This is a genomic window from Streptomyces sp. NPDC000229 (assembly GCF_040300825.1).
Lineage (GTDB): Bacteria > Actinomycetota > Actinomycetes > Streptomycetales > Streptomycetaceae > Streptomyces.
The window spans coordinates 53,250-68,326 of the sequence record NZ_JBEPEL010000019.1 but is presented as its reverse complement, the minus strand read 5'-3'; the positions used below and the strand labels follow the sequence as shown (position 1 = coordinate 68,326).

Below are 15,077 nucleotides of genomic sequence, written 5' to 3'. Positions count from 1 at the left end.
CGAGTAACAGACGGGTCTGATACGAGGGTATTACGGAGGTCGCGGTGACGGAGACGACTGCGGGAACCGACTGGCGTGCCTGGCAGGACAGCTGGGACCGGCAGCAGGAGTGGTACATGCCCGACCGCGAGGAGCGGTTCAGGGTCATGCTCGACATGGTCGAGGCGTTCACCGGCCCCGCGCCGAGGGTCCTCGACCTCGCGTGCGGTACGGGAAGTATCACGAAGCGGCTGTTCGACCGGTTCCCGGACGCCGTCAGCACCGGTGTCGACCTCGACCCCGCGCTCCTCGCCATCGCCGAGGGGTACTTCGACGGCGACGACAGGGTGACCTTCGTGAGGGCCGACCTCACGGACCCGCAGTGGGTCCGGGCGCTGCCGTACGACTCGTACGACGCCGTCCTCACCGCCACCGCCCTGCACTGGCTCCGCGTGGAGCCGCTGGCCACGCTGTACGGGCAGCTCGGCGGGCTCGTCCGCGAGGGCGGCGTGTTCATGAACGCCGACCACATGCGCGACGAGTCCACGCCCCGCATCAACGCCGCAGAGCGCGCCCACCGGCACGCCGCGATGGACCGCGCCAAGGAGTCCGGCGCCCTCGACTGGGCCGCCTGGTGGGAACTGGCCGCCAAGGACCCGGTCCTGGCCGCTCCGACGGCCGAGCGGTTCGCGATCTACGGCGAGCACGCCGAGGGCGACACACCCTCCCTGGACTGGCACGCGCGCACCCTCCGGGAAGCCGGGTTCGCCGAGGCGAGGGCGGTGTGGTCCTCGCCGTCGGACGCGCTGGTGCTGGCGCTGAAGTAGCCGAGCCACGGGAAGGGGCGGTACGGGATGACCCGTACCGCCCCTTCAAGTGTCAGCTACAGCGCCTTTACAGCACCTTCGACAGGAACGCCTTCGTCCGGTCGTGCTGCGGGTTGGTCAGGACGTCACGCGGGTGGCCGGACTCGACCACCACACCGCCGTCCATGAACACCAGGGAGTCGCCGACCTCACGGGCGAAGCCCATCTCGTGCGTGACGACGACCATCGTCATGCCCGATTCGGCCAGGTCCCGCATCACGTCCAGCACGTCGCCCACGAGCTCCGGGTCGAGCGCCGACGTCGGCTCGTCGAAGAGCATCAGCTTCGGCTCCATCGCCAGCGCCCGGGCGATCGCCACACGCTGCTGCTGGCCGCCGGAGAGCTGGGAGGGGTAGTTGCCGGACTTGTCGCCCAGCCCCACCCGGTCCAGCAGCTTCAGTGCCCGCTCGCGGGCCACGGCCTTGGACTCGCCCTTGACCTGGACCGGGGCCTCCATGACGTTCTCGACCGCCGTCATGTGGGGGAACAGGTTGAAGCGCTGGAAGACCATGCCGATGTCCCGGCGCTTGAGGGCGACCTCGCTGTCCTTCAGCTCGTACAGCTTGTCGCCCTTCTGGCGGTAACCGACCAGCTCGCCGTCGACGTACAGGCGGCCGGCGTTGACCTTCTCCAGGTGGTTGATGCACCGCAGGAAGGTCGACTTGCCCGAACCGGAGGGACCGATGAGGCAGAACACCTCACCCGGCGCCACCTCCAGGTCGATGCCCTTGAGAATGTGGGCCGCGCCGTAGGACTTGTGCACGCCCTCGGCCTTCACCATGGCGGTCATCGCGCCACCTCCGGGCGTCGCAGGGTGGACAGATTGGCCTTGACCTTCTGCCATGGGGTCTTGGGGAGATCGCGCAGCGAACCGCGGGCGTAACGGCGCTCCAGGTAGAACTGGCCGACGCTGAAGATGCTGGTCAGCGCCAGGTACCAGAAGGAGGCCACGAAGAGCATCTCCATCACCGCGTACGTACGGCCGGAGACGATCTGCGCGCTGCGGAGCAGGTCGGGGTACGAGACCACCGCCACCAGCGACGAGGTCTTCAGCAGGTTGATGAACTCGTTGCCGGTCGGCGGGATGATCACCCGCATCGCCTGGGGCAGCACCACGCGGCGCATGGTCTGCGTCTGGGTCATGCCGAGCGCGTGCGCGGCCTCGGTCTGGCCCTCGTCGACCGACTGGATGCCGGCGCGGACGATCTCCGCCATGTAGGCGCCCTCGTTGAGGCCCAGTCCGAGCAGCGCCACGACCAGCGGGGTCATGACGTCCGTCATCTCGTCCTTGTAGATGAACGGGATCTCGAAGATGGGGAAGATCAGCGCGAGGCTGTACCAGAGCAGCAGCTGGACGTAGACCGGGGTGCCGCGGAAGATCCAGATGAAGAGCCAGGAGACACCACCGGTCACCGGGTTCTTCGACATCCGCATCACGGCGAGCACGACGCCGAGTACGAGGCCGATGACCATCGACACGACGCTGATCATCAGCGTGCGGCCCATGCCGGCGATGATGTCGCCGTCGGTGATGTAGTCGCCGACCGTCGCCCAGTTGACGTTGCCGCCGGCGAAGGCGGAGATCAGCCAGACCAGGATGGCGAGCACGAGCGCGCCGCTGACGTAGCGCCCGTAGTGGCGGACGGGGATCGCCCGGATCGGCTCGGCGGCGTCGCCGTCCTCCTTGGCGATCCGGGGCGTGCGCCCGGACCCGCCGGCGTCCCCGGCGGCGGGCTCCTTGGTGAGGGTCGCGCCCTTGGCGTCCTCCGGGGCCTTGTCCGCCGTGGGCTTCGCCTCGGGCTCCGCCTTGGTGGCGGTGACCTCGGGCTCCGCCTTGTCACCGGCGGGGGCGGTCTCGGCGGCCGGGGACTTCTGGAGGGCTTCCACGGCGTCGGCGGCGGCAGCAGCCGTCGCGGTCGCCTCGGCCGCCTCGACGGCCTTGGTCGCCTTGCCGGCGTCGGTCGTCTCCGGGGCGTCGGCGGCCGGAGCCGCCTCGCCGCCCTCGGCCGGGGTCGCGGTCGGGACCGCCCGGGTGTCCTCGGCGGGGGCGGAGGACGCGGCGGTCTCCGGGGCCTGCACGGCCTTCACGGCGTCCGCCGCTGCGGCGGCCGTCGCGGTGGCCTCGGCCGCCTCGGTGGCCTTGGCGGCGGCCGTCGTGCGCTTGGCCGGGGCCTTCTTGGCCGTGCCGGCGGTGGTCGCCTTCTTGGCCGTCGCCGTCTTCCGCGTGGCGGTGGTCTTCTTGGCGGCCGTCTTGCGGGGCGCGGCGGCCTTCTTGGCCGCCGTCTTCCTCGGGGTCGAGGCCTTCTTCGCGGCGGCGGGCTTCGCCGTGCCGGCGCCGGTGTCCTCCGATGGGGTGTCGGAGGACCCCGGGGTGAGCTTTTCAGTCACGATGACTGCCTTTCACAGAGCGCGGGTGGATCACTTGCCGCCGTTGATGACGGCCTTGTCGATCGCGCTCTGCGAGGCGCCCCACTTGTCCAGGATCTTCTGGTACGTGCCATCCGCGATGATCGCGTCGAGGGCTTCCTTGATCGCGTCACGCAGCTGGGTGTTGCCCTTGTCCACGGCGATGCCGAACGGGCCCGCGTCGACCGGCTCGCCGGCGACCTCGAAGGCCTTGCCCGCGTCCGCGGTCTTCGCGACGTGCACGGCGACCGGGTAGTCGTTCAGGTCGGCGTCCGCGCCGCCCGACTTCACGCGCACCTGCGCCTCGGCGTCCGTGTCCGGGGTCTCGATGGCGATCTTGGGCTTGCCGTCCTTCTCGCACTTGGCGGACTGCGCCTTGGCGGCGTCCGCGTACGTCGTGCCGAGCTGGACCGCGACCTTCTTGCCGCACAGGTCGTCGAGGGTCTTGATGCCCTTGGGGTTGCCCTTCTTGACCAGGATGGCCGTGCCGGACTGGAAGTAGTCGACGAAGTCGACGCCCTTGCCGGTCTTCTTGCCCTCGTCCAGGCCCTGCTGGCGGTCCTTGTTGTCCGTCATGCCGGACATCACGATGTCGACGCGGCCCGAGTACAGGGAGCCGACCAGACCGTCGAACTTGCCGTTCTCGAACTTGAACGTCACGCCCAGCTTCTTGCCGAGCGCCTCACCGATCTCCGGGTCGATACCGACGATCTTGTTGCCCTCCATGGACTCCATGGGGGCGTATGCCGCATCCGTGCCGACCTTGATGACACCGGACTTCTTGTACTTCTCGGGCAGCTTCGCGAAGAGCGGGGCCGAGCTGCCCTGGGAGGTGGCGCCCGATTCCTTCGCCTTGCCGGCCTCGGTCTGGTCGCCACAGGCGGTCAGCAGCATGGAGCCGGCGACCGCGATCGCGGCGACCGCGGCTATCCGGGGCGTCCGGGACGTCCGGGTCTTCGCGGCGGTCGTACAGCGGGTGGTGCTTGCGGTCATGGTCGGGTTCCTCCGGCGGGTGAGGGAGTTGCCAAAGCGGTCGCGCACGCACCATCGGGTGCCTCGACCGCGTGTGATTACGGCATCTTGCCATTCGGACTAGCCCAAACAGGGGGCCGCGCATGTCAAAATCGGGTAACGGGACACCCCCGAACCCCAACAGGCCGGTACATCAGGGCCGGACCTTCTACGGGGTTGCCTTCTTCCGGCCGGAAAATCTCCGGTTGATCTCGTTATTCGGACGCGATAGCGGTCGCAAATCGGCCTGCAACGGACTTGTCCAGAAATTCAGCTATGAGTCATGTCACCGGATTCCGGCTGTGGCCGGGGTCAAGGCTCATATGAGATACCGACTCGTCGACAGAGCGGTCCGTCCGGTAAGAAGGATCCTTACACCCCTCATCCGGGGCTCAGGGCGCGTGTGCGGCGCGCCCGACGCGTACGTACCTCTCCCTGCAAGGGCGGGCCAACCGCCTCGCGCAGGCACGGACGCGGTGCCCGCCCACCCCTCCTCAACCAGGAGTGGCCACCCTCGAACGAAATGACTTAAGGGGTCAACAAATGGCAGCGGAGATCGTCAATCCTCGCAGCGACAGTGACAACAGCACCGGGAGTGCATCCGACGAGCCCTTCGATCCGGCGTTCGCGCTGCATCGCGGCGGCAAGATGGCCGTGCAGGCCACGGTTCCGATCCGCGACAGGGACGACCTGTCCCTCGCGTACACGCCGGGCGTCGCCAAGGTGTGCAGCGCCATCGCCGAGCGGCCGGAGCTCGTGCACGACTACACCTGGAAGTCCCAGGTCGTCGCCGTCGTGACGGACGGCACGGCCGTGCTCGGACTCGGTGACATCGGCCCGGAGGCGTCCCTCCCGGTCATGGAGGGGAAGGCGATCCTCTTCAAGCAGTTCGGCGGCGTGGACGCGGTGCCCATCGCGCTCGCCACGACCGACACGGACGAGATCGTGGACACCGTCGTCCGCCTCGCGCCGTCCTTCGGCGGCGTGAACCTGGAGGACATCTCGGCGCCCCGGTGCTTCGAGATCGAGCGCAAGCTCCAGGAGCGGCTCGACATCCCGGTCTTCCACGACGACCAGCACGGCACCGCCGTGGTCACCCTGGCCGCCCTGCGGAACGCGGCGAAGCTGACCGGCCGCGGTCTGGGCGACCTGCGCGCCGTGATCTCCGGCGCCGGCGCGGCCGGTGTGGCCATCGCCAAATTCCTGCTGGAGGCCGGCCTCGGCGACGTGGCGGTCGCGGACCGCAAGGGCATCGTCAGCCGGGACCGCGAGGACCTCACGCCGGTCAAGCGCGAGCTCGCCGAGCTCACCAACCGCGCCGGGCTCACCGGCTCCCTGGAGAGCGCGCTGGCCGGTGCGGACGTCTTCATCGGCGTCTCCGGCGGTACGGTGCCGGAGCCGGCGATCGCGTCGATGGCGCCGAACGCCTTCGTCTTCGCGATGGCCAACCCGAACCCGGAGGTCCACCCCGACGTCGCGCACAAGTACGCGTCGGTCGTGGCCACCGGCCGGTCGGACTACCCGAACCAGATCAACAACGTGCTCGCCTTCCCCGGCATCTTCGCGGGCGCGCTCCAGGTGCGGGCGTCCAGGATCACCGAGGGCATGAAGATCGCCGCCGCCAACGCGCTGGCGGACGTGGTCGGTGACCAGCTGGCCGCCGACTACGTGATCCCGTCGCCGTTCGACGAGCGGGTCGCCCCGGCCGTCACGGCCGCCGTGGCCGCCGCCGCTCGCGCGGAGGGCGTCGCCCGCCGCTGACACCCGGCTGCCGGTGCCTGCCGAGAAGGGCCCCGTCCCCTCCCCCTCGGGGTGTGGCCGGGGCCCTTCCGCGTCCCTGGGCCTTGGACTTTCCGCACGGGTCCTTGGACCGCCCGCGCAATGTTCGCCGCCGCTCTTCCGGAGGTTCATGTGGGGCTGCTGTGATGCAGCGCGCCAGGCCACCCCACGGAACAACAGCACACAGGAGGCGCGCGTGAATCTGGTCGTCAACGGGGACGCCGAAAGCGGTCCGGGAGGTACCGCCGATCCCGTCGGGACCGTCACCGGCTGGCGGGTCGTGCAGGGCGCGCCCGCCCTCATCGCGTACACCCTCGGCGGGGGATACCCCACCGCCTCCGACCCGGGTCCCGCCCAGCGCGGGAGCCGGTTCTTCTCCGGCGGGAACTCGCCCCGCACCGCCCTCCTCCAGGACATCGCCCTGCCCGCCACCGGGACCACCGGCCACGCGGCCGTCGACGCCGGCCAGGTGCGGTACGCGGTGAGCGCCTGGCTCGGCGGCTACGCGACCCAGGAGGACGGCGCCCGGCTGTCGGTGGAGTTCCGGGACGGCAAGGGCACCCCGGTGGCGCTGAGCGTGCTGGGGCCGGTGACGGCGGGGGAGCGCAACGGGCGCACGGGGCTGCTGGAGCGCAGGGCGGGGTCGCTCGTCCCGCCCGGTGCCCGCACCGCGCGCGTACTCCTCGTGCTCACCCGTACCGGCGGCGGCACGTCGAACGACGGTTACGCGGACGGGATCACGCTCACGCTCACGGGGGTACAGGCATGACGCTCGACCGACGCAACCTGCTCAAGGCCGCCGGCGCCGCCGGTGCCCTGAACCTCGTGTGGCCGCTCAGCGCCGGCCTCTCGCCCGCCCAGGCGCGTGAGGCCGCCGAGGCGCTCGGCGCCGACTACGACCCGGCCCCCTTCACCCTCGGTGTCGCCTCCGGTGACCCGCAGCCGACCGGCGTCGTGCTGTGGACGCGCCTCGCGCCCGAGCCGCTCGCCGCCGAGCAGCAGCTGCCCGAGGTCGTCGAGGTCGAGTGGGTGGTGGCGGAGGACCAGGCGCTGAGCCGGGTCGTGGCCCGGGGCAAGGCCCCCGCCTCCGCGACGCTCGGCCACAGCGTTCACGTGCCGGTGAGCGGGCTGAGTGCCGGACGCCACTACTGGTACGCCTTCAAGGCCCTCGGCAAGACCAGCCGGGTCGGCAGGACGAAGACCGCACCCGTGGGCGCCGTCTCCCGCGTACGCTTCGCCGCCGCCAACTGTCAGGCGTTCCACGACGGCTACTACGCCGCCCACCGGGGCATCGCCCGCGAGAACGTCGACTTCGTCGTCCACCTCGGCGACTACATCTACGAGCACGGCCCCGTCGGCGGCGACCACGTGCGCGACCACGACACACCCGCGATCCTCACCCTCGCCGACTACCGCCGCCGCCACGCCCTCTACAAGGGCGACGCCTCCCTGCGCGAGGCGCACGCCGCCCACCCGTGGTTCCTCACCTGGGACGACCACGAGGTCGTCAACGACTACAGCGGTACGGGCGGCGGGGCGCCGTTCATGCAGCGGCGGGCGGCCGCGTACCAGGCCTGGTACGAGAACATGCCGCACCGCGACAACTCCGCCACGGCGGCGTTGCCCGACCCGGAGATCCACCGCGTACGCCGCTGGGGCGACCTGCTGGAGCTGACCGTCCTCGACCTGCGCTCGTACCGCTCCGCACAGAACCTGCCGAACGGCACCATCCTGGGCGCCGAACAGAAGTCCTGGCTCAAGGGGACCATCGACCGGGCGCCCGACTCCTGGCACGTGTGGGCCAACTCGATCATGCTCAGCCAGCTCCGGGGCCGGCCGGGCGGCTCGTACATGTTCACCGACCAGTGGGACGGCTTCCTCGCCGAGCGCAAGGAGGTCCTGAACCACGTCCACACCAGTGGCCTCGAAGACCTCGTCGTCATCACCGGCGACTGGCACTCGGCGTTCGTCGACGACATCCGCACGGACTTCGACGACACCTCCTCGCCGCTCGTCGGGACGGAGTTCACGGCCCACTCGGTCACCTCGGGCGCCTACTCCGCCGACTGGAACGCGACCAACGGCCCCCTCATGGGGAAGGCCAACCCGCACCTGAAGTACTTCGAGGGCAACCGGTACGGCTACGACGTGTACGAGGTCACGCCGCAGCGGTTCAGCGCGCACATGCGGGTGATCGCCGACCGCCGCGACCCGGTCTCACCCGTCTCCACGCTCACCACCTTCCACGTGGACCGGGGAAGGACGGGTTCGTACGAGGACCCGGCCACCAAGAACAGCCCCGCCCAGTGGCGCCGGGACTGACCGCGGCCGACCGGGACTGACGTACGTCACACCGGTGTGCGGTACCGCCGCGCACCGGTGTCGTCCTATGGTCAAGGTCATGTTCGCTGCCTACGCCGCCCGAATCGACCGCGACCAGCCCCTGAACGGACTTGAGCTGGGCGAACGCCCCGCCCCCGAGGTCCTTCCCGGCTGGACCACCGTCACCGTCAAGGCCGCCTCCCTCAACCACCACGACCTCTGGTCGCTGCGGGGGGTCGGGCTGGGCGAGGACAAGTTGCCGATGATCCTCGGCTGCGACGCCGCCGGCCTCGACGAGGACGGCAACGAGGTGGTCGTCCACTCCGTCATCGGCCAGACCGGCCACGGCGTCGGTCCGAACGAGCCCCGCTCCATCCTGACCGAGCGCTACCAGGGCACGTTCGCCGAGAAGGTCGCCGTCCCCGCCTGGAACGTACTGCCCAAGCCGAAGGAGCTGTCCTTCGCAGAGGCCGCCTGCCTGCCGACCGCGTGGCTCACCGCGTACCGCATGCTCTTCACCAACGCGGGCGTACGCCCCGGCGACTCGGTCCTCGTGCAGGGCGCGGGCGGCGGGGTCGCCACGGCCGCGATCGTCCTGGGCAAGGCGGCCGGGCTGCGGGTCTTCGCCACCAGCCGCGACGAGGCCAAGCGCAAGCGGGCGATCGAGCTGGGCGCGGTCGAGGCGTACGAGCCGGGCGCGCGGCTGCCGCAGCGGGTGGACGCCGTGATCGAGACCGTCGGCGCGGCCACCTGGTCGCACTCGGTGAAGTCGCTGCGCCCGGGCGGCACGCTGGTGATCTCGGGCGCCACGAGCGGCGACCGGCCCTCGCACGCCGAACTGACCCGGATCTTCTTCCTGGAGCTGAAGGTCGTCGGCTCGACGATGGGCTCCAAGGACGAGCTGGAGGACCTGCTCGCGTTCTGCGCGGCGACGGGCGTCCGGCCGGTGATCGACGAGGTGCTGCCGCTGGACCGGGCCCGGGAGGGCTTCGAGAAGATGGCCACCGGTGACCTCTTCGGAAAGATTGTCCTCACCACCTCTTGATGGTCCGTCAGTTCCGCTGATGGGATCTCCGGCACTGTCGACCGTGCCGGAGGTCCCGTCATGCGCACCCTCGCTCTCGCCCTCTCCGCCCTGCTGGCCCTCGCCCCTTCCGCCGCCTCGGCCCCTACGGCCCCCTCGGCCGTCTCGGCCCACGCGGACACCTCGGAGATCCCCCGCCTCACCGACGGCCGGGGCCGCGTCCTGACACTGCGCGGCTGGAACGTCGAGGACAAGACGCACCGCGGTGAGGCGGCGCTGTCCGCCATCACCGAGAAGCACTTCCGCGACATGCGGGCCCAGGGCTTCAACTTCGCCCGGCTGCTGGTCTTCTGGGACGACCTGGAGCCGAAGCGCGGCCGGTACAGCGAGAGCTACCTCCGCAAGATCGAGCGGATCCTGGACTGGGCGCACAAGCACCGCATGTACGTCCTGATCGACGCCCACCAGGACGTCTTCGGCCCGGCCTTCGGCCACCGGGGCATCCCGGAGTGGGCCACCCGCACCGACGGCCTGCCGTTCACCCCGCACCCCGACGACTGGTTCGCCGAGTACTTCGAGCCGGCCGTGCAGCGGGCCTTCACGCACCTGTACGAGGATGGAGACCTGCGGCGCGCCCAGGCCCGGATGTGGCGGGTCCTCGCCGGCCGCTTCGCGCACCATCCGGCGGTGATCGGCTACGACCTCATCAACGAGCCGATGGGCGAGCTGCGCGAGGGCGAGGACCTGCCGACGGCCGCCCGCCGCATCGAGCGCGACCACCTCACGCCCCTGTACAACCGCCTCGCGGACGCGGTCCGTTCGGTCGACGGCGACAACTGGGTGTTCGTCGAGCCGACCCCGATCGTCGGGGAGGGCGTCCCCACGGGCCTGGGCCGGATCGAGGACCACAAGGTCGTCTACGCCCCGCACTTCTACAACACCGCGATGGAGGCGGGCGCGGACTACGACCCCTCGGCGGGCTGGATCGAGTCCTACGAGGCGGCGGTGACGGCGTACCCGAAGGAGTACCGGGTGCCGGTCGTGGTGGGGGAGTGGGGCCCGCTGAACAACTCGCTGCCCAACATGGGCCGTTTCTACCGCGAGGCGCTGACGTCCCTGAACCGCTACAGCTCGGGCTGGGCGGGCTATGTGTGGTGCTACGGCGGTGGGTACTGCGCGGTGGACGGCTCGGGTGCCTGGCGCACCAACAAGGAGCAGACGGCCGCGCCGTACGCGGAGGCGGTGGCGGGCCGGGTGGTCGAGCAGAGCCCGTCCCGGCTGACCTACGTCGCCGGACGCGGCGGCGCCACCGAGCTCTCCCTGCCCCCGAGCCCGAGCGGCTGGCGCGTGGCGGTGGAGGGGCGGGCGTGGCTGGTCCCGAGCCCGGCCGGGCGGGCGGTGGTACGGGCGGTGCCGGGCGCGACGGTCACGGTGTCGGTGTCCCCCGGCGCCACCCGCTGATCGCCCGGGGCCGGGCCCTGTTCCCGTTTCAGCCACGACGGGGTGTCAATTTTGGTTGACAGCCCTTCGGTGTCAACGTAGGTTGACATCATGACCGAAGCGACCGATCTGGCCGCACGCGCGGGCGACCGTGATCCCCGGGTGGGGTTGCGCGCCGTGGCCGCGTTGCGGCGGCTGCTGGAGCAGCTGGAAGCCGTACAAGTCCGAAGTGCCCGGGCCCAGGGCTGGTCCTGGCAGGAGATCGCAGCCGAGCTGGGCGTCAGCCGGCAGGCCGTGCACAAGAAGTACGGGAGGCATTGATGTTCGAGCGATTCACCGAGGCTGCCCGGAACGTCGTCAAGGGAGCCGTCACTCACGCGGAACGGGCGGACGCCGGCTCCGTCACCGAGGAGCACCTGCTGCTGGCGCTGCTGGACCGGGAGGGCACGAGGTCGGCGGTCGCGTTCGGCGCCCTCGGCGTCACCGCCCGGCGCGCCTCGGTGGAGTCCGCCCTGGCGGAGGCGCGGAGGCGCGGCGGCCTGACGCGGGCGGACGCGGACGCGCTGGCGGGCATCGGGATCGACGTGACGGAGATCGTCTCCAAGGTCGAGGCCGCCCACGGGGCGGGCGCACTGGCGGGTGATCGGAAGCCCAAACGCCGGTGGACGGGCCACCGGCCCTTCACCCGCCCGGCCAAGGACACCCTGGAGCAGTCCCTGCGCGTCGCGCTGGGACGGGGGGACCGCCACATCGGCGACGAACACCTCCTCCTCGCCCTGGCGGCCCGCCCGGGCGTCGTCGCGGACGTCCTCGCCGACCACGGGGCGACGTACACCGCGCTGGAGCGGGCGCTCTCCGGCCCGGCCGGCGACGCCCGGGCGAGCTGACCGGCGCCTTCCTCCCCGCCGGTGACGCCTGGGTGGCGACCGGGCTGCGCCGCCCCGGGCGGCGGTTGCGGCGGGGCGCTCAACGGTGAGGCCGTAGCCCACCGGCCCTCGTGCCCGCGGCTCGTCGAACCGGGCCGAGCGGCCCTGCCGTACCTGGCGCCGGAGCGGCTGTGGGGCGAGTCCACGCTCCAGCTGCTCCGTGATGTCGGCGGACAGCCTCATGCCGGGCACCAGGACACCGTCTGGAACGGCCCGGTGTCCGGAGAACGCCGAGGGACGGCAAACACGGCCGGATCGTTCGGCTCCAGGGCCAAGGCCGCACCCGGACGGCCGGCCGCACCGGCCAAGGGCCCGGACGGCACCGACGGGTGCTGCCCGGGCCCTCGCCGTGCGACGGGGACGCCGCCCGGAGGGTCAGTCCCGCGGGTTCTTCAGCAGCGCGACGATGTGGGCCGCCGCCGTGGACAGGTGGCGGCGGGCCTCGGTGAGCTGGGCGGCCGTGACGCCGTGGTCGCGGGCCGCGTCGCGGACGTCGTCGCGGAAGCGGTCCAGCAGGCGCTCCAGGTCGCGGGCCGGGTCGGCCGACGCGTCGCCGGCCTGGGCCCACTCCGGGGTCTCGGCCGCCTCGGGCTTCGTGTACGGGGGCCAGGGCGCCGACGGGGCCGCGCCGCCGAGCAGGCCACCCAGCCGGCCGGCGAGGTCGGCCAGGCCTTCGCCCCGCATCACGTGGTCCTGGACCTGCTGCGCGATCCGCTGCATCTCCTGGCGGGCCCTGTCCTGGGCCTCCTTGGCCTGTCGCCGCGCCGTCTGCGCCTCCTCGCGGGCGCGCCGCGACTCGTCCTTGGCCCGCCGCGCCTGGTCCTTCCACTCCTGCTTGGCCCGGCGCCACGTCGCCCACTCGTCGCCCCCTGGTGGCGGCGTACGCCGCGACTCGCCCGCCGCGGCCCGCATCTCGCGGCGCAGCGTGCCCGCCGCGCCGCGTACGTCGTCGCGGATCTCGGCGGCGAGCTCGGAGACCGAGTCGCGGATCTCCAGCTCCAGGTCGGCCAGTTCGCCGCTGCGGCCGGCGAGCTCCTCGCGCCCGGCGTCGGTGATCGAGTACACCTTGCGCCCGCCCTCGGTGGCGTGCGTGACCAGGCCCTCGGCCTCCAGCTTGGCCAGGCGCGGGTAGACGGTGCCGGCGGAGGGCACGTACAGGCCGTGGAAGCGTTCCTCCAGGAGGCGGATCACCTCGTACCCGTGGCGCGGCGCCTCGTCGAGGAGTTTGAGCAGGTAGAGGCGGAGCCGGCCGTGGGCGAAGACGGGGGGCATGTCAGAGCACCTTTCCGGTGGGGGCTTCGTCCGGTCGGCGCAGCAGCGCGATGGAGCCGGAGACCGTGGTGGCCTTCAGCTTCCCCTTGCCGTCGCCGAGCGTGCCGGTGATCTTCTTGGCGCCCCACTGCCCGGTGACCCGCAGGTCGTCGAAGGCGCTGGAGACGGCACCCCCCGTGGTGTGGGCCTCGACCTGGGCGTTGGCGGGATGGGGCAGCCGGATGGCGACCTCACCGGAGACGGTGGTCAGCCGGATGTCGGTGGGCTCCTCGGCGGGGTCGAGGTCGATGACCATGTCGCCGCTGACCGAGTCCGCCCGTACGGAGGGGCCGGCGCCCTCGACGATCGTGAGGTCGCCCGACACGGAGTTGAAGCGGAGGTCGCCGGTGACCGCCTGGGACTCGACGTTGCCGGAGACGGTGTCGGCGCGGACCGGGCCCGAGAGGCCGACGAGCGTGGTGTCACCGGTGACGCCGCGTACGTCCGTACGCCCCCGGAGGCCCGAGATCACGGCTTCGGCGCCGATGACGCCCACCTCGACGTCGGCGCCCGCCGGGACGGCGAGGGAGACGACGGCGCTGCGGTGCCACCCCTTCGGGTCGAGCCACTTGAGGAAGCCCTTCCAGGGCAGGTCCTCGTAGGCGATGGTCAGGGTGGAACCCTCCTGGACGACGATCAGGGGCGGCCCCTCGATGTCGGAGATCTCCAGCCGTGCAGGGCCCTCGTCGGTGCCCACGACATTGACGGCGCCATGGACGACACGCACGTTGAGCGCTGTCACGGGTGCGTCGTCGAGGGTCAGTTTCGTCGGCTCGCTGACGGACCACTCCGGCATGGGACCTCCCTGGGGCGTGACGCAACATATCGCGTCTCCTGACGGACACGATATATCGCGGACCGGTGAAGTCAAGCGTGCCGAACCTGGACAAATTGCCCTAGCGTATGGCCCATGAACGCGACTTCGCCGGGCGCGCTGCTGTTCTGTCGGACCGATGTGCCGTCCGTACGGCCCCCGGCCCTGCTGTTGCGCGAGCGGCTGCTCCTCGCCCCGGCCGGTCCCGACTGGAGCGTGCTCGTCCCCGAGGGCGCGCCGTGGCGCGAGGGCGCCGAACCGGTGGACCGGGTCGTCGCGGGCTGGGCCGGCGCCCTGACGATCGGTGTGACGTGGCCGGTGGTGGCCCTGTGGTGGGACGCGGACCGCGCGGGGTGCGTCCTCGCGACCGGCTTCCGCCGCCCCGTCGGCTACACCTGGCTGGCGGACGGCACCCCGGTCGGCGAGGACGAGGCCATGCACACCTTCGCCGCCCGCCTCGGGCTCGACCCCGTCCTGGACACCCAGGACCTCGAACCCCTCACCCGCCCCGACCCGCACGCCACCGCCCCGGCCCGCCTGCTGGGCCTCACGGCCGTCCTGAGCCGGCACGGCCTCACCCTCCCGTCGGGCCTCGCCCCCGGCGAACCGGCCACCCACCTGTGGGCGGCCGCCCGGGCACAGGGCGCGGAGCCGGTCGAATGGCAGGGCTGGCTCGACGCCGTACGCACCGAACTGGACGCCGTCGAGAAGGGCGCCCTCGGCCCCTGGATCTGCGGCCCCCGCGCCCGCGCGCTCGCCACGGCCCAACTGGCGGCGGGCGTCCCCCTGCTGGCCTGGGCGCTCACCCGCCGCAGCCCGGGCTGGGCGACGACGGCCGCGCTGCTGATCGCCCAGGGCGCACTGGGCCTCGCCTACGACCGCCTGCGCGGCACGGCGCGGAAGTGACTACTCGTCCTCGTCCTCGTCGTCCAGCCGCGCCAGCCAGGTGGCCAGGCGCTCGACGGGAACCTCGAAGTCGGGGTTGAGGTCGACGAACGTACGCAGCTGCTCGGCGAGCCACTCGAAGGTGACCTCCTCCTCGCCGCGCCGCTTCTCCAGCTCCTCGATGCCACGGTCGGTGAAGTACAAGACGTGCTCCAAAAGGTCAGAACGTTCCCCGTCAGGATATGCACTGCTCACGCCGGAGGGCCCGGCCCGCATCCTTGATGCGCGCCGGGCCCTCCGACTCGTGGAACCGC

Annotated in this window: 15 protein-coding genes; 9 read left to right on the top strand and 6 right to left on the bottom strand. The window is 71.7% G+C overall.

Annotation, left to right across the window (positions count from 1 at the left end):
* Nucleotides 1-44: 44 nt before the first annotated feature.
* Complete coding sequence (locus tag ABT360_RS12985) at nucleotides 45-806, top strand: class I SAM-dependent methyltransferase (protein ID WP_351814437.1); 762 nt, start codon at nucleotides 45-47, stop codon at nucleotides 804-806.
* Nucleotides 807-873: 67 nt separating this feature from the next.
* Here the strand turns inward: ABT360_RS12985 and ABT360_RS12980 are convergent, their stop codons facing one another.
* The 3 genes from ABT360_RS12980 to ABT360_RS12970 all read right to left on the bottom strand — a co-directional run bounded on the left by ABT360_RS12980 (nucleotide 874) and on the right by ABT360_RS12970 (nucleotide 4,244).
* Nucleotides 874-1,635 (bottom strand): amino acid ABC transporter ATP-binding protein, encoded by a 762-nt coding sequence (locus tag ABT360_RS12980; RefSeq protein WP_351814435.1) that lies wholly within the window; start codon nucleotides 1,633-1,635, stop codon nucleotides 874-876.
* A complete protein-coding gene (locus ABT360_RS12975; RefSeq protein ID WP_351814483.1) occupies nucleotides 1,632-2,537 on the bottom strand; it encodes an amino acid ABC transporter permease in 906 nt (301 codons plus the stop codon). Before ABT360_RS12975 ends, ABT360_RS12980 begins: the two co-directional genes overlap by 4 nt.
* A gap of 726 nt (nucleotides 2,538-3,263) precedes the next feature.
* The gene (locus tag ABT360_RS12970) at nucleotides 3,264-4,244 is read right to left on the bottom strand and encodes an ABC transporter substrate-binding protein (RefSeq protein WP_351814433.1); all 981 of its coding nucleotides are present in this window, start codon (nucleotides 4,242-4,244) and stop codon (nucleotides 3,264-3,266) included.
* 561 nt (nucleotides 4,245-4,805) lie between these two features.
* Here ABT360_RS12970 and ABT360_RS12965 point away from each other — a divergent pair.
* The 7 genes from ABT360_RS12965 to ABT360_RS12935 all read left to right on the top strand — a co-directional run bounded on the left by ABT360_RS12965 (nucleotide 4,806) and on the right by ABT360_RS12935 (nucleotide 11,714).
* On the top strand, nucleotides 4,806-6,023 hold the full coding sequence (locus ABT360_RS12965; RefSeq protein ID WP_351814431.1) for an NAD(P)-dependent malic enzyme: 1,218 nt from the start codon (nucleotides 4,806-4,808) through the stop codon (nucleotides 6,021-6,023).
* A gap of 214 nt (nucleotides 6,024-6,237) precedes the next feature.
* On the top strand, nucleotides 6,238-6,810 hold the full coding sequence (locus ABT360_RS12960) for a phosphoesterase (RefSeq protein ID WP_351814430.1): 573 nt from the start codon (nucleotides 6,238-6,240) through the stop codon (nucleotides 6,808-6,810).
* On the top strand, nucleotides 6,807-8,363 hold the full coding sequence (locus ABT360_RS12955; RefSeq protein ID WP_351814428.1) for an alkaline phosphatase D family protein: 1,557 nt from the start codon (nucleotides 6,807-6,809) through the stop codon (nucleotides 8,361-8,363). Before ABT360_RS12960 ends, ABT360_RS12955 begins: the two co-directional genes overlap by 4 nt.
* Nucleotides 8,364-8,442: 79 nt before the next feature.
* Nucleotides 8,443-9,408, top strand: coding sequence for a zinc-binding dehydrogenase (locus ABT360_RS12950; RefSeq protein WP_351814426.1), 966 nt, complete (start codon nucleotides 8,443-8,445; stop codon nucleotides 9,406-9,408).
* Between the two features lie 60 nt (nucleotides 9,409-9,468).
* The gene (locus tag ABT360_RS12945; protein ID WP_351814424.1) at nucleotides 9,469-10,848 is read left to right on the top strand and encodes a glycoside hydrolase family 5 protein; all 1,380 of its coding nucleotides are present in this window, start codon (nucleotides 9,469-9,471) and stop codon (nucleotides 10,846-10,848) included.
* Between the two features lie 90 nt (nucleotides 10,849-10,938).
* Nucleotides 10,939-11,148 carry a helix-turn-helix domain-containing protein gene (locus ABT360_RS12940; RefSeq protein ID WP_056794174.1) on the top strand — a complete coding sequence of 70 codons (210 nt, stop codon included), beginning with the start codon at nucleotides 10,939-10,941 and terminating at the stop codon, nucleotides 11,146-11,148.
* Nucleotides 11,148-11,714, top strand: coding sequence for a Clp protease N-terminal domain-containing protein (locus tag ABT360_RS12935; protein ID WP_351814422.1), 567 nt, complete (start codon nucleotides 11,148-11,150; stop codon nucleotides 11,712-11,714). Before ABT360_RS12940 ends, ABT360_RS12935 begins: the two co-directional genes overlap by 1 nt.
* Before the next feature lie 414 nt (nucleotides 11,715-12,128).
* Here the strand turns inward: ABT360_RS12935 and ABT360_RS12930 are convergent, their stop codons facing one another.
* Together ABT360_RS12930 and ABT360_RS12925 are read right to left on the bottom strand one after the other, a co-directional pair.
* Nucleotides 12,129-13,025 (bottom strand): PadR family transcriptional regulator, encoded by an 897-nt coding sequence (locus tag ABT360_RS12930; protein ID WP_351814420.1) that lies wholly within the window; start codon nucleotides 13,023-13,025, stop codon nucleotides 12,129-12,131.
* 1 nt (nucleotide 13,026) lies between these two features.
* Nucleotides 13,027-13,860, bottom strand: coding sequence for a DUF4097 family beta strand repeat-containing protein (locus ABT360_RS12925; RefSeq protein ID WP_351814418.1), 834 nt, complete (start codon nucleotides 13,858-13,860; stop codon nucleotides 13,027-13,029).
* A gap of 114 nt (nucleotides 13,861-13,974) precedes the next feature.
* On the opposite strand from ABT360_RS12925, the gene ABT360_RS12920 reads away from it, so the two are divergent.
* On the top strand, nucleotides 13,975-14,784 hold the full coding sequence (locus ABT360_RS12920) for a hypothetical protein (RefSeq protein WP_351814416.1): 810 nt from the start codon (nucleotides 13,975-13,977) through the stop codon (nucleotides 14,782-14,784).
* On the opposite strand, the gene ABT360_RS12915 is transcribed toward ABT360_RS12920, so the two are convergent.
* Nucleotides 14,785-14,967: a DUF6104 family protein gene (locus ABT360_RS12915; RefSeq protein ID WP_003961784.1), complete on the bottom strand. Its 183-nt coding sequence runs from the start codon at nucleotides 14,965-14,967 to the stop codon at nucleotides 14,785-14,787. It lies immediately after the preceding gene.
* Between the last annotated feature and the right edge of the window lie 110 nt (nucleotides 14,968-15,077).